4 protein-coding genes are annotated in these 15,414 nt (G+C 73.9%); 1 reads left to right on the top strand and 3 read right to left on the bottom strand.

Annotation, left to right across the window (positions count from 1 at the left end):
• Together QWU11_RS35555 and QWU11_RS35550 are read right to left on the bottom strand one after the other, a co-directional pair.
• Window positions 1-1,843 (bottom strand): type I polyketide synthase (locus tag QWU11_RS35555; protein ID WP_290118895.1); only part of this gene is annotated, 1,843 nt, incomplete at its 3' end.
• Complete coding sequence (locus tag QWU11_RS35550) at window positions 1,843-13,071, bottom strand: type I polyketide synthase (protein ID WP_290118894.1); 11,229 nt, start codon at window positions 13,069-13,071, stop codon at window positions 1,843-1,845. The genes QWU11_RS35550 and QWU11_RS35555, both read right to left, overlap by 1 nt.
• A 168-nt stretch (window positions 13,072-13,239) precedes the next feature.
• On the opposite strand from QWU11_RS35550, the gene QWU11_RS35545 reads away from it, so the two are divergent.
• The gene (locus QWU11_RS35545) at window positions 13,240-14,142 is read left to right on the top strand and encodes a LysR family transcriptional regulator (RefSeq protein WP_290118893.1); all 903 of its coding nucleotides are present in this window, start codon (window positions 13,240-13,242) and stop codon (window positions 14,140-14,142) included.
• On the opposite strand, the gene QWU11_RS35540 is transcribed toward QWU11_RS35545, so the two are convergent.
• Window positions 14,116-15,396: a lactate racemase domain-containing protein gene (locus QWU11_RS35540; RefSeq protein WP_290118892.1), complete on the bottom strand. Its 1,281-nt coding sequence runs from the start codon at window positions 15,394-15,396 to the stop codon at window positions 14,116-14,118. The two genes, QWU11_RS35545 and QWU11_RS35540, sit on opposite strands and share 27 nt — an antisense overlap.
• Between the last annotated feature and the right edge of the window lie 18 nt (window positions 15,397-15,414).

The following is a 15,414-nucleotide window of genomic DNA, read 5'->3' as shown; positions in this document are numbered from 1 at the left end:
CATCCACCCGCGACAGCTCCGAACCATCCCCGCGGACCACCTCGTCCAGCGACCAGTCCACATGCGGCGCCAGAGCCTTCTCGCACTCGGCCATCCGCGCCGCGAACACCGGCGACTCCTCCAGCAGGCGGGCGCCCATCCCGGCCCACTGCGAACCCTGGCCGGGGAACACCAACACCGGGCCGGGGCCGATCTGTCCGGCCACGCCCGTCACGACGTCCGGATGCGCCACGCCCCGCGCGAGCGCCTCCAGGGCCGCCGCCCGGTCGTCGCCCACGACCACCGCACGGTGCTCGAACGCCGACCGGCTCCGCAGCAGCGACCAGCCCACCTCGGCGGGCGAGGCGGCCACCAGCTCCCGCAGGCGACCGGCCTGCGCCCGCAACGCGGCGCCGCTGCGGGCCGACACCACCCACGGCAGCACTCCGCCGGCGCCGTCGACCGGCTCCGGCTCCGTCTCGGGGACCTCTTCCAGGACCAGGTGCGCGTTCGTACCGGAGATGCCGAAGGACGACACCCCCGCCCGGCGCGGGCGGCCGGCCCGCGGCCACTCCCGGCCCTCCGTCAGCAGCCGCAGGCCGCTGGTCTCCCAGTCCACGTGCTCCGAGGGCTCGTCGATGTGCAGCGTGGCCGGCAGGACGCCGTTCCGCATCGCCATCACCATCTTGATCACCCCGGCGACACCCGCGGCCGCCTGGGTGTGCCCGATATTGGACTTGACCGACCCCAGCCACAGCGGCCGGTCGGCGGGACGGTCCGCGCCGTACGTCGCCAGCAGCGCCTGCGCCTCGATCGGGTCGCCCAGCGTCGTTCCCGTGCCGTGCGCCTCCACCGCGTCCACCTCGGAGGACGTGAGGCGGGCGTCCTCCAGGGCCCGGCGGATCACCCGCTCCTGGGCGGCGTCGTTGGGGGCGGTGAGCCCGTTGCTGGCGCCGTCCTGGTTGACCGCCGAACCCCGTACGACCGCCAGCACCCGGTGGCCGTTGCGGCGCGCGTCCGACAGACGCTCCAGCAGCACCAGGCCGACGCCCTCGGAGAAGCCGGTGCCGTTCGCCGCCGCGGCGAAGGCCTTGCAGCGGCCGTCCGGGGCCAGGCCCCGCTGACGAGAGAAGTCGACGAACGCGGTCGGCGTCGCCAGGATGGTGACGCCGCCCGCCATGGCCAGATCACAGTCGCCCCGGCGCAGCGCGTCGCAGGCCAGATGCATCGCGACCAGCGACGACGAGCACGCCGTGTCGACCGTCACGGCGGGGCCCTCCAGGCCGAGGGTGTACGCGACCCGGCCCGAGATGACGCTGGCGAGGCTGCCGGTGGCGATGTAGCCCTCGATCTCGTCGGGCGTGCCGGACCCGGTGTGATAGTCCTGGCTGGAGATGCCGGCGAAGACGCCCACGCTCGTCCCCCGCATCGAGTGCGGGTCGATCCGGGCCCCTTCGAGCAGTTCCCAGGCGGTCTCCAGCAGCACGCGCTGCTGCGGTTCCGCGGCCAGGGCCTCACGGGGGCTGATCCCGAAGAACGCGGCGTCGAACCCCGCGGCGTCCTCCAGGAAGCCCCCGTTCCGTACGTAGGTGGTGCCGGGGTTGCCGGGGTCCGGGTGGTAGAGGCCGTCCAGGTCCCAGCCGCGGTCGGCCGGGAAGTCGCCGATCGCGTCCCGTCCCGAGGCCACCAGCTCCCACAGGTCCGCGGGAGAGCTCACGCCGCCGGGGAGACGGCAGGCCATGCTCACCACGGCGAGGGGCTCCCGTGCCCGGTCCTCCACCTCGCGCAGGCGCTGCCGCGTACGGCCGAGGTCGGCGGTGACCCGCTTCAGGTACTGGCGGAGCTTTTCCTCCGTGGTGGACATCAGTCCTCACTCCCCGTGGAAGATCCGAGTTCCCGGTCGATGAGCTCGAACATCTCGTCGTCGGACGCCGACTCCAGCGCGTCGTCGTCGACGTCGCCGCCGGAGTCGCCCAGCTTCCACAGCAGGGCCTCCAGGCGCTTGGCCAGCCGGTTGCGCGTGTCCCCCTCGGGGCCGAACCGGTCGATCACCGCCTCCAGCTTGTCCACCTCGCCGAAGACGGGGGCCGACGGATCCGCCTCGGCCGGGACCAGCCGCTCGCGCAGATGACCGGCGATGGCCGCCGGAGACGGATAGGTGAAGGCGAGGGCGGCGGGCAGGCGCAGCCCGGTGGCCGCCGCCAGCCGGTTGCGCAGCTCGACGGCGGTCAGCGAGTCGAAGCCCAGGTCCTTGAGCTGGGTGTCGGCGCGCAGCGCGTCCGGATCGGCGTGCCCGAGCACGGCCGCCGCGTTCGTCCGTACGAGACCGAGCAGCAGGGAGAGCTGGTCGTCGGAGGACAGCCCGGCGAGCTGCCCGGCCCAGTCGATCCCCCGGTGCCCGTTCTGGACGGCCCGGCGGGCGCCGCCGTCCGAGCCCAGGGCGCGCAGCAGGGGCGGCAGGGTGTCGGCGGGCCGGCTCGCCACGTCCAGGTTGATCGCGACGAGGTGCGGCCTGCCGTGCTCGTACGCGCCGTCCAGCAGCGCCAGGCCCTGCTCGTCGCCGAGCGGGATGATCCCGCTGCTGCTCATGCGGTGCAGGTCGGTGTCGCTGAGTTCGCCGGTGATGCCGCTGGCCGACTCCCACAGGCCCCAGCCGATCGACAGGCCCGGCCTGCCGGCGGCGCGGCGCCGGGTCATCAGGGCGTCGCAGTACGCGTTGGCGGCGCCGTAGTTGGCCTGGCCGGGGCTGCCCGACGTGGCCGCCGCCGAAGAGAACACCATGAAGAAGCTCAGCCGCAGGCCGGCCGTCGCGGCGTCGAGGTTGGCGGCTCCGCCGGCCTTGACCCGCCAGACGTCGGCCATCTGCTCGGGGGTCAGCGCGGTGACCAGGCCGTCGTCGACGATTCCCGCGGCGTGGACCACGCCGGTCAGCGGGTGCGCCGGGTCGATCCCGGCGACCAGGTCGCGCGCCTCCGCCGGATCGCCGACGTCGGCCGCCACGATCGTGACCTCCGCGGGCAGGCGGGCGGCCAGCTCGGCCGCGCCGGGCGCGTCGGGCCCGCGGCGGCTGACCAGCACCAGATGCCGGACGCCCCAGGTCCGTACGAGGTGCTCGGCCGCCAGCGCGCCCAGCGTGCCGGTGCCACCGGTGATCAGTACGGTGCCCTCGGGGTCGATCGCGGCGGGGACGTCCAGCACGAGCTTGCCGGTGTGCCGGGCCTGGCTCATGAACCGGAACGCCTCACGTGCCCGCCCCAGCGGCCACGCCTGCACCGGCAACGGCCGCAGGCCGCCGGACACGAACAGCTCCCGCAGCTCGGCCAGCATCGACGCGATCCGCTCGGGCGACGCGTCGGTCACCAGGTCGTAGGCCCGGTACCAGACCTCGGACACCTCACGGATGTCGGTCTTGCCCATCTCCAGGAACCGCCCGCCCTCGGCCAGCAGGCGCAGGGACGCGTCGGTGAACTCGCCGGCCAGGCTGTTGAGCACCACGTCCACGCCCCGGCCGCCGGTGGCCGTACGGATCTTCTCCTCGAAGTCCAGGTCGCGGGAGGAGGCGCGATGGGCATCGTCGATCCCCATCTCCTCCAGCAGCGTGTGCTTGGCGGGCCCGGCGGTCGCGTACACCTCCGCCCCCAGATGCCGGGCGATCTGCACCGCCGCCCGGCCGACGCCGCCGGTCGCGGCGTGGATCAGCACCGACTCGCCCGGCGCCAGCCCGGCCAGGTCGACCAGGCCGTACCAGGCGGTCAGGAACGCCACCGCGATGCCGGCGGCCTCCCGGAAATCCCAGCCGTCCGGCATGGTGACCAGGCTCCGCGCGTCGGCGACCGTCACCGGCCCGAACGCCCCGCCGAACAGGCCCATGACCCGGTCGCCGGGCGCCATGCCGGTGACGCCGGGACCGGTCTCCAGGACAAGTCCGGCGCCTTCTCCGCCGATGCCGCCGAGGTTCGGGATCATGCCCAGCCCGATGAGCACGTCCCGGAAGTTGATGCCGGCCGCATGGACCGCGACGCGTACCTGACCGGTCTCCAGCGGCTCCAGCACCTCGGGGCAGGCCGCGACCGACACGTCCTCCAGCGTCGAGACGTTCTCCGCGACCAGCCGCCACGCCCGTTCCCCGGCCGGGCCGGTCAGCTCACTCGGCGTGCCGGCGCGTACGAGACGCGGCATCAGCACGCGGCCGTCGCGCACGGCCACCTGCGGTTCACCGGCGGCGAGCGCCGGACCGGCCTCCGCGCCTTCGTCGAGGTCGACCAGGACGAACCGGTCGGGGTTCTCCAGCTGCGCGGAGCGCACCAGGCCCCAGACCGCCGCCGCGTCCGGATCGGGAGACTCCCCCACCGCGCCCCGGGTGACGACCGCGAGCCGCCGGTCGCCGGCCTCGTCGTCGGCCAGCCAGTCCCGTACGGACCGCAAGGCCTCGTCCGCCGTCGCGGCCTCGGCGATCGCGAACTCCTCCGCCGAGGCGGCGTCCGTTTCGGGGGCCGGCAGCCACTCGACCGCGTACAGGCCGTCGACGCCGCGGGTGCGGAACTGCCTCGGGTCGACGGGCCGCATCGCGAGCTGCTCGACGCCGAGCACGGGCGACCCGGCGGCGTCGGTCACCGTCACCCGGAGCCCGTCCCCCTCGGCGGGAGACAGCCGGACCCGTACGCCGCCGGCCTCCCTGGCCCAGAGCGCGACCCCGTTCCAGGCGAAGGGCACGTAGGTGCGGTCGTCATCCGGCCTGGCCGCCAGCAGCGCCGGGTGCAGCGCGGCGTCGAGCAGTGCCGGGTGGAGGCCGAATCCGGCCGAGTCCGCCGTCTCGGGCAGGACGATCTCGGCCAGCAGGTCGTCGCCGTCGCGCCAGGCCGCGCGCATGCCCTGGAACGCGGGCCCGTACTCGTAGCCGGCGTCCGCGACGCGCTCGTAGAACCCGTCCACGGCGAGCGGCTCGGCGCTCGCCGGGGGCCACTGGCCGCCGAGCGCCTCCGCCGTTCCGGCGGGCTCCGGCGTCAGCAGGCCCTCGGCGTGGCAGACCCAGTCGGCCTCGGGGCGGGAGAAGATCCGTACCTGCCGGCGGCCGTCCTCCTCGGCCGGGCTCACCACGATCTGGATCGGGAGGCTGCCCGACGCTGGGAGCACCACCGGCGCCTGCAGGGTCAGCTCCTCCACGCCCGCGCAGCTCACCTCGTCGGCCGCGCGGAGCGCCCATTCGACCAGGGCGGTGCCCGGCAGGAGGACGGTGCCGAGGATGCGGTGTTCGGCGAGCCAGCTTCCGCTGTCGGCGCCCGGGAGCCGGCCGGTCAGGACGTGCGTGTCGCCGTCCGCGAGCCGTATCGCCGCGCCGAGGAGCGGGTGCCCGGCCGCGTCCAGGCCGAGGCCGGTGGCGTCCCCGGCCCGTCCCTGCCCGGCGGCCAGCCAGTAGGTCCGGCGCTGGAAGGGGTAGGTGGGCAGGTCGACGATGCGGGGCGGCGGGTCGGCGGGGAACCACGGGGTCCAGTCCACGTCCACCCCGCCGGCGTGCAGCTCGCCGAGGGCCGCGCCGAGCGCGATCGCGTCGGGCCGCTTCGCGTTGAGTACGGTCAGCGCCCTGGCGTCGTCCGCGGTCTGCTGGACCGCCGTGGCCAGGACCGGGTCCGGTCCCAGCTCCACGAAGACCCCCGCGCGATCGGCGATGGCCGACACGGCGGGGTGGAACCGCACCGGCTCGCGTACCTGCCGCACCCAGTAGCCGGGCTTGGTGATCTCTTGACCCGCCGGCTCGCCGCTCAGGTTGCTGACCAGCGGGATCGACGGCTCGGTGAAGGACAGCTCGCCGATGGCGGCCGCGAACTCCTCCAGCATCGGCTCCATCAGCGCCGAGTGGAAAGCGTGGCTGACCGACAAGCGTTTGGTCTTGCGGCCCCGTTCCTTCCACTCGGCCTGGACCCGCTCGACCAGGTCGGCCGGGCCGGAGACCACGACGCTGCCCGGTGTGTTCAGTGCCGCGACGCTCACGCCTTCGGGCAGTTCGAGCTCGTCGGCGTCGGCCTGGACGGCGACCATCGCGCCGCCCTCGGGCAACGCGCCCATCAGCTTCGCCCGCGACCCCACGAGCCGTGCGGCGTTCTCCAGGTCCATGACCCCGGCGACGTGCGCGGCGGCGATCTCACCGATCGAGTGACCGATCACCGCGTCCGGCCGCAGCCCCATGGACGTGAGCAGCCGCGCCAGGCTCACCTCGACGGCGAACAGTCCCGCCTGCGCGTACGCGGTGTGGTCCAGCACCTCGGCCGGGCCCTCGAACACCACGTCCCGCAAGGGCCGTTCCAGGTACGGGTCCAGCAGGCCGCAGATCTCGTCGAACGCGCTCGCGAACAGCGGGAACCGCTCGTACAGGCCCGCACCCATCCCGACCCGCTGGGAGCCCTGGCCGCTGAACAGCCACACCGGCCCGCCGCTGACCGGCTCCACGACGCCGGCCGAGGCGAGCCCTTCCAGCAGTTCCTCGCGCGACTCCCCCACCGCCACCAGACGGTGCTCGAACGACGACCGCGACCGCAGCAACGACCAGCCCACGTCGACCGGGTCCGCGTCCACCCCGGCAAGCGCGCCGACCTGCGACTCCAGCGCCTCCGGGCTCCGCGCGGACACCACCCACGGCACCAGGCCGCCCCGCCCGGTCTCCTCGACGGGCTCGGTGCCGGCCGCCTCGACGATCAGGTGCGCGTTCGTCCCGGAGGCGCCGAACGAGGACACCCCCGCCCGGCGCGGACGATCTCCGTCCGGCCACGAGACGGACTCGGTCAGCAACCGCACCCCGCCCTCGGACCAGTCCACGTGCGGGGACGGCTCGTCGATGTGCAACGACACGGGCAGTACGCCGTGCCGCATCGCCATCACCATCTTGATGACCCCGGCCACGCCGGACGCCGCCTGCGTGTGCCCCATGTTCGACTTGATCGAGCCCAGCCACAGCGGCCGGTCCTCCCGCCGGTCCCGCCCGTACGTCGCCAGCAGCGCCTGCGCCTCGATCGGGTCGCCCAGCGTCGTCCCGGTGCCGTGCGCCTCCACCGCGTCCACGTCGGAGGTCGCCAGCCCGGCGGACGCCAGCGCCTGCCGGATCACCCGCTCCTGCGACGGCCCGTTCGGCGCGGTGAAACCGTTGCTCGCGCCGTCCTGGTTGACCGCCGAACCCCGCAGCAGCGCCAGCACTCGATGACCGTTACGCCGCGCGTCCGACAACCGCTCCAGCAACACCAGACCGACACCCTCACCCCACCCCGTACCGTCCGCCGAAGACGAGAACGACTTGCACCGCCCGTCCCGGGCCAGGCCCCGCTGCCGGGAGAACCCGGGGAAGAGCCCGGAGGTCGCCATCACGGTGACCCCGCCGGCGAGGGCGAGGTCGCACTCGCCCTGGCGCAGCGCGTTGGCGGCCAGGTGCATGGCGACCAGCGACGAGGAGCACGCGGTGTCCACCGTCACCGCCGGTCCCTCCAGGCCGAGGGTGTAGGCGACCCGGCCGGAGATCGCGCTGCCCACTCCGGGCATCACGTAGCCCTCGAGCCTGGCGTCGCCGTCGGCCGCGCCGTTGGCGTAGTCGTGGTACATCACGCCCGCGTAGACACCGGTCGGCGTGCCGTCGAGCGAGGCCGGGTCGATCCCCGCCCGCTCAAGGGTCTGCCAGGCGGTCTCCAGCAGGAGCCGTTGCTGTGGGTCGGCCGCCAGCGCCTCGCGCGGGCTGATGCCGAAGAACTCGGCGTCGAACTCCCCCGCGTCGTAGAGGAATCCGCCTTCGCGGGTGTGGCTGGCCCCCGGCTGGTCGGGGTTCGGGGCGAAGAGCCGTTCCAGGTCCCAGCCGCGGTTGGCGGGGAACTCCCCGATCGCGTCGCCGCCCGAGGACACCAGCTCCCACAGGTCCTCCGGCGAGCCGACGCCGCCGGGATACCGGCACGCCATCGACACGATCGCGATCGGGTCGGCCGCCGAGGCGACCGCCCGTACCGGGACGACCGGGGCGTTCTCGCCGTCCAGCCGCGTGCCGAGGTACCGGGCGAGGGCCCGCGGGGTCGGGTGGTCGAAGGCCAGCGTCGCCGGCAGGCGCAGTCCGGTGGCCGCCGTCATCCGGTTGCGCAGCTCCACCACCGTCAGCGAGTCGAACCCGAGGTCCTCGAACTTGGCGTCCTCGCGCACCCCCTGCGGGGAGGCGTGGCCGAGGACGGCCGCCACGTGCTCACGGACGATGCCGGCGAGCACCTCGGAGCGGGCGTCGGCGTCGAGCCCGGCCAGGCGCGCGGCCAGGGCGGGTGCGCCGCCGTCCGCGGCCGCCCGCCGCCGGGTCCGCCCGGCCAGGCCGCGCAGCGCCGGCGGCAGTTCGTCGGCGGAGGCCCCGGCGACGTTCAGGTCGGCGGCCACGACGTTGGCCTCATCGAGTCGCCAGGCGGCGTCCAGCAGGGCCAGGCCGCGTTCGGCGGACAGCGGGCGTACGCCGCGGAGCCTGGCCAGGTCGGCGGCGGTCAGGTTGGCGGAGACGCCGCTGGCGTCGGCCCACAGACCCCACGCCACGGCCATGCCGGGCAGGCCGGCCGCGCGGCGATCGGCCATCAGCGCGTCGCAGAAGGCGTTGGCCGCCGCGTAGCCCGCCTGGCCCGCGTTGCCGATGACGCCGGCGGCCGAGGAGAAGACCCAGAAGAACCTCAGCGGCAGTTCGCGGGTCAGCTCGTGCAGGTTCCAGGCGCCCAGGGCCTTCGGCCGCCAGACGTTCTCCAGGCGTTCCGGCGTCTGGGAGGTGAGGACCGCGTCGTCGACCACCCCGGCCGCGTGGACCACCGCGGTGAGGGGGAACTCCTCCGGGACGCCGGCGAGCGTCTCCGCCAGTGCCTCCCGGTCGGCGACGTCCACGGACGCCACGTCGACGTGCGCCCCGAGGGCGCCGAGCCGTTCGCGCAGCTCCGTCACGCCCGGCGCCTCCGCGCCCTGCCGCGACAGCAGCAGCAGTCGGCGTGCGCCGTGCTCCCGTACGAGGTGCTCGGCCACCACTCCGCCGAGCATGCCGGTGCCGCCGGTCACGGCCACGGTCTCGTCCTCGGTGAGCGGTGGGGGCGCGCCGGCGTCCTCCGCGCGGCCGGCGGCGTGCGCGAGGCGCGGCACCAGGACCTGGTCGCCGCGCGCTCTGAGCTGCTCCTCGCCCGCGGCCAGCCCCCGCCGTACGGCGTCCGCCACGTCGGCGTCGCCGTCGGCGTCCACCAGGACGAACCGGCCGGGGTGCTCGGCCTGGGCACTGCGGATCAGGCCGTGGACCGCGGCCTCGGCGAGCCCGCCCCGGGTGACGAACGCCAGCACGGCGTCGGCCAGCCCCGGCTCGGCCAGCCATGCCTGAGTCGACGCGAGGACGCGTTCGGCCGTGGCCCGCGGGTCGTCCTCGGTCCCGTGCACCTCGGCGAGCATCACCTCCGGCGGGCCGGCCTGGATCGCCGCCTCCACGAGTTCCGGTCCCACCGGCTCGGGGCCCCGTACGGCGATGCCCTCGGCATCGGCGCCGGCCTCGCCGAGGGGCGTCCAGTCCAGGGTGAACAGGCCGCTCGCGGCGCGCCGTGCGGCGGGCCGGAACCGGCCGGCGTCGACCGGCCGCATCCACAGCGCCTCGACGGTGAGCACCGGCTCGTCCGCCGGGTCGGTCACCAGGACGCGCAGGACGCGTTTGTCCTGCTCCTCGCCTTGGGAGAGGCGTACGCGCACGGTCGTGGCGCCGACCGCGTGCAGTGACACGCCGTTCCAGACGAACGGGATCCAGACCTTCTCATCGGTACGGCCGGCGAGCAGCGCCGGGTGCAGCGCCGCGTCGAGGAGCACCGGGTGGATGCCGAAGCCGTCCTCCTCCCCGGCGGCCTCGGGCAGTTCCACCTCGGCCAGCAGGTCGCCCTCGTGCCGCCAGGCCGCGCGTACGCCCTGGAAGGCTGGGCCGTAGTCGTATCCGGCCGCGGCCGCGCGCTCGTACAGATCGTCGACTCCGAGCGGCTCCGCGCCAGGCGGGGGCCATGCCCGCGGCTCCATGTCGCCGGGCACCTCGTGCGGACCGAGCGTCCCCGAGGCGTGGCACTCCCACCCGTCGGCGTTCTCATCGTCTCGCCGCGAGAAGATCTGCACCTCGCGGCGGCCGCTCTCGTCGGCCGCGCCGACCACGACCTGGACGCGCAGTCCCTCGGGGCCGGGTAGTACGAGCGGTGCCTGCAGCGTCAGGTCCTCGACGGTCGCGCAGCCGACGCCGTCGGCGGCGCGCAGCGCCCACTCGACCAGGACCGCGCCGGCCACCACCGTCGTCCCCGAAACCACATGGTCGTTCAGCCACGAGCCGCCCGAACCGCCGAGACGGCCGGTCAGGAGGAAGGCGTCGCCCTGGGCCAGCTCCACGGCGGCGCCCAGGAGGGGATGGCCCGCGGGGGTCAGGCCGAGGCCCGTGGGGTCGCCGCCCTTCTTCCAGCCCGACGACCAGTACCGCTGCCGCTGGAAGGGGTAGGTGGGCAGGTCGACGATCCGGGGCGGCGGGTCGGCGGGGAACCACGGGGTCCAGTCCACGTCCACCCCGGCGGCGTGCAGCCGCCCCAGGGCCTGTCCGAACGCGATGGCGTCGGGCCGTTCACCGTCGAGCACGGCGAGCGCCCTGGCGTCGTCCACCGTGTGCCGGACCGCCGCGGTCAGCACCGGGCCCGGTCCCAGCTCCACGAAGACCCCGGCCCGATCGGCGACCGCCGACACCGCCGGGTGGAACCGCACCGGCTCGCGTACCTGCCGCACCCAGTAGCCGGGCTCGGTGATCTCCGCACCGGCCGGTTCGCCGCTCAGGTTGCTGACCAGCGGGATCGACGGCTCCGCGAAGGACAGTTCACCGATGGCGGCCGCGAACTCCTCCAGCATCGGCTCCATCAGCGCCGAGTGGAAAGCATGACTGACCGACAACCGCTTGGCCTTACGGCCCCGCTCCTTCCACTCGGCCTGAACCCGCTCCGCGAGATCGGCAGGCCCGGAAATCACCGTGCTGCCCGGCGTGTTCAGCGCCGCGACGCTCACGCCCTCGGGCAGATCGAGCTCACTCGGGTCGGCCTGGACGGCGACCATCGCCCCGCCCGCAGGCAACGCGCCCATCAGCTTCGCCCGCGACCCCACCAACCGCGCCGCGTTCTCCAGGTCCATGACCCCGGCCACGTGCGCGGCGGCGATCTCACCGATCGAGTGACCGATCACCGCACCCGGCCGCAACCCCATCGACAGCAGCGACCGCGCCAGACTCACCTCGACCGCGAACAACCCCGCCTGCGCGTACGCCGTGTGGTCCAGCACCTCGGCCGGACCGTCGAACACCACGTCCCGCAACGGCCGTTCCAGGTACGGGTCCAGCAGGCCGCAGATCTCGTCGAAGACGCTCGCGAACACCGGGAACCGCTCGTACAGGCCCGCACCCATCCCCACCCGCTGCGAACCCTGGCCGCTGAACAACCACACCGGCTCACCGCTGACCGGCTCCACGACGCCGGCCGATCCCAGGCTCGCGAGCAGTTCCTCCCGCGACTCCCCGACCCCCACCGCGCGGTACTCGAACGACGACCGCGACCGCAGCAACGACCAACCGACGTCGACCGGGTCCGCGTCCACCCCGGCCAGCGCGCCGACCTGCGACTCCAGCGCCTCCGGGCTCCGCGCGGACACCACCCACGGCACCGCGCCGACCGGCCCGGCCTCCTCGCCGGCCTCCTCGCCGACCCCCTCGACGATCAGGTGCGCGTTCGTCCCGGAGATGCCGAACGAGGACACCCCCGCCCGGCGCGGACGATCTCCGTCCGGCCACGAGACGGACTCGGTCAGCAACCGCACCCCGCCCTCGGACCAGTCCACGTGCGGAGTGGCGTCCGCGGCGTGCAGCGTGGGCGGGAGCACGCCGTTGCGCATCGCCATGATCATCTTGATCATGCCCGCGACGCCGGCCGCGCCCTGCGTGTGCCCGATGTTGGACTTGACCGAGCCCAGCCACAGCGGCCGGTCCTGTGAGCGGCTCCGCCCGTACGTCGCCAGCAGCGCGTCGGCCTCGATGGGGTCGCCGAGAGGAGTTCCGGTGCCGTGCGCCTCGACGGCGTCCACCTCGGACGGGGAAAGCCGCGCGTTCGCCAGCGCCTGCCGGATGACGCGCTGCTGTGAGGGGCCGTTCGGCGCGGTCATGCCGTTGCTCGCGCCGTCCTGGTTGACCGCCGAACCCCGCAGCAGCGCCAGCACTCGATGACCGTTACGCCGCGCGTCCGACAACCGCTCCAGCAACACCAGACCGACACCCTCACCCCACCCCGTACCGTCCGCCGAAGACGAGAACGGCTTACACCGCCCGTCCCGGGCCAGGCCCCGCTGCCGGGAGAACCCGGTGAACACCTCGGGCGTGGCCATGACCGTCACGCCGCCGGCCAGGGCGAGCGTGCACTCGCCCTGCCGGAGCGCCTGGGCCGCCAGGTGCGTCGCGACCAGCGACGAGGAACACGCCGTCTCGATCGTCAGCGCGGGGCCTTCGAGGCCGAGGGTGTAGGCGACCCGGCCCGAAAGGACGCTGGGGGCGTTGCCCGCGTAGCCCTCGGTCGTTCCCTCTCCGCGCGCGCCGTCGCCGGTGGTGGCCGTCCCCACGTACACGCCGGTCGGGGTGCCCTTCAGCGAGGCGGGGTCGACCCCGGCCCGCTCCAGGAGCTCCCACGCCGTCTCCAGGAGCACCCGCTGCTGAGGGTTGGCGTCGAGCGCCTCGCGCGGGCTGATCCCGAAGAACGCGGCGTCGAACTGGTCGGCGTCGTCGAGGAAACCACCGTCGCGTACGTAGCAGGTGCCGGGGTGGTCGGGGTCGGGGTGGTAGAGGCCGTCCAGGTCCCAGCCGCGGTCGGCGGGGAACCCACCGATCGCGTCGCGGCCCGTGGAGACGAGTTCCCACAGGTCCTCCGGCGACCGCACGCCGCCCGGGAACCGGCACGCCATCGCCACGACGGCCACCGGCTCGGTGTGCTGCTCCTCGACCTCCTGCAGGCGCTGCCGCGTGTCGTGCAAGTCGGCCGCGACGCGCTTGAGGTATTCGACGAGTTGCTGTTCAGTCGCCATTCGAGGTCACCCAGCCACTAGCACGTTGATGACAGTCCGAGTTCGTCTCTGATGAAATGCCGCGGCCGCACGCCGGTTCTCATCGTCGGCGGCAGGGCTAAAGGAACACTGAACCTCGGCCGTCACACACATCTGCACGCCGTTGACCTGCGGAGATAGACTTCCGTCATGAGCTTCCGGCAGATGGAGTATCTGCTGGCCGTCGTCGAGGAGGGTTCGTTCACCCGGGCGGCACAGCGGCTCTCCGTCTCCCAGCCCGCGCTGTCACACCAGATCCGCGCGCTGGAGCGCACCGTCGGGCATCCGCTGCTCGAACGCCTCCCGGACGCCGTACGGCTGACGCCGATGGGCCGAGCGTACCTGCCGCACGCGGTCGCGGCCCTGCACAGCGCCGGGGAGGCCCAGCACGTCGGGCGGCCCCGCGGGGACCTGGACCGGATCGGGCTGCGGATCGCCACGCTCTACTCCGTCGCGCTCGGCATCATCCCGCCGGCCGTCCTGGCGTGGCGACGGCTCTACTCCGACGCCCACGTCGAGCTGCTGGAGTTCGGCAACAGCGGCGACCTGGCCAACCTGATGAATTTCGGCGGAGCCGACGTCGCGGTCAGCGCCGCGCCGCTGCACTGGGACGGGCCCGTGTGCGTGCTGGGCCGGGAGGATCTCGTCGTGGTGCTGGCCGCCGACGACCCGGTGGCGGCCGACGGCCGTCGTACGATCCGGCTGAGCGAGCTCGCGGAACGCCCGTGGGTGCTCTACGCGCCCGACAACGGGCTCGCGGCGGTCGTCGCCCAGGCCTGCTCAGTGGCCGGGTTCATCGCCCGGCCCGCGGTGCACACGCACCACACCTCGACGGCCGTCCAGCTGGCCGCCGCCGGGCTCGGTCCGGCGCTGGTGCCGAGAAACATGATCGAGGCCGATTTCCACGGGGTTCAGCTGACCCCGGATCCGCCGGTGCACCGCGAGATCGTGGCGTTCACCAGCACGGCCGAGGTACCCCACATAGCGGCCTTCATCGACATCCTGATCGAGTACGGCGCCGTCCGGTCACGCATGCCCCGTCACACCGGCTGAGCCGGAGAGGCGGTAGAGGATCTCCCCGGCGTCGTGCACGACGAGCGTGCCGGGGTCGCGCGCCCACTCCTCGATGTCGATCGAGGCCGGGTCGAGGTAGGACAGCGACAGGCCGCGCGTGGTCTCGGCGTCGATGCCGGTGGCAAGGGTGACCTCGATCCGGCAGTGCTCGCCCTCGGCCGGGTCGTACGTGCCCCCGCCGCGCAGGTGCGTGGAGTGGGCCAGCACGCCCCACGGCATCTTCTCGAAGCGGTCCCACTGCTTCACGAAGTAGTCACGGCAGTGGTAGCCGACGGCCCCGATCGCCTCGCCGTGCGTACGGCTGACCTCCGTGACGTGCGGGGCGTACAGCACGACCTGGCCGCCGTCGGCGACGACCGGCTCCACCTTGTACATGCCCTTGGCCGCGGTCCAGATCTCGTCGTAGCGCCGCGACACGAGGGACAGCACCCGCTGGACCGGCGCCGAGAGGTACTTCACGTCGACCTGGGCCGCGACGTCGGCGGCGGCCGCCCAGGCGTCCTCGGTGCCGCCGTACGTGATCGCGTGCAGGTTCGTGGTGCCGGACTCGACCACGAGGCCGAAGCAGCGCAGCTCGCTCGGCACCTTGGCGGCGGCTCGGTTGATCAGCGCGCGTACGGGCGTGACGCCGCGGGTGCCGATGATCTCGGCGCTGGTGATCAGCGCGCCGAGCCAGTGCGAGACGTCGATGACCTCCTGGCCGGAGACCCCGGGGAAGAGGTACTTGTTGCCGCCGGAGAAGCCCACGACCTCGTGCGGGAAGACCGGCCCGACGACGAGCGTGACGTCGCTTTCCACGACGGCGCGGTTGATCCTCACCTCGACCGGGTCGGTCAGCCGCCCCTGGGAAAGCTCCGCGAGCTCCTCCCCCGTGATCGTCCCGACCGAGGTGAGCATGGCCGGGTCCCACCACTCGTGGTTACGGACGGTCACACCCGGATAGCGCCGCCCGCTCTCGCCCGGCGGGTGGCCGAGCAGGGCGGCGAGCCGCTCCTCGCTCATCGCCGGGTGGGTGCCGAGGGCGACCATGAACGTCAGCTCGGCGGCACGCCCGTGCAGGGCGGCGTGCACGCCGTCCAGCAGGTCCGGCAGCGGGCAGCTGCGGGTGGCGTCGGGGACCAGGACGCACACCTTCTTACCGGTGTAGTCGTCCTCCGCCAGCGCGGAGCGGACGAACTCCGCGACGGCGGCCGGGGCCAGGATCTCCTGCGGAGAACCGAGAACACGGGCCATGAGGGGGCTCCCTTCCGG

This window comes from Actinomadura sp. DC4 (genome assembly GCF_030406325.1).
GTDB lineage: Bacteria > Actinomycetota > Actinomycetes > Streptosporangiales > Streptosporangiaceae > Actinoallomurus.
Note: the sequence above shows the minus strand (reverse complement) of the source record. Positions and strands in the feature narration are given on the sequence as shown.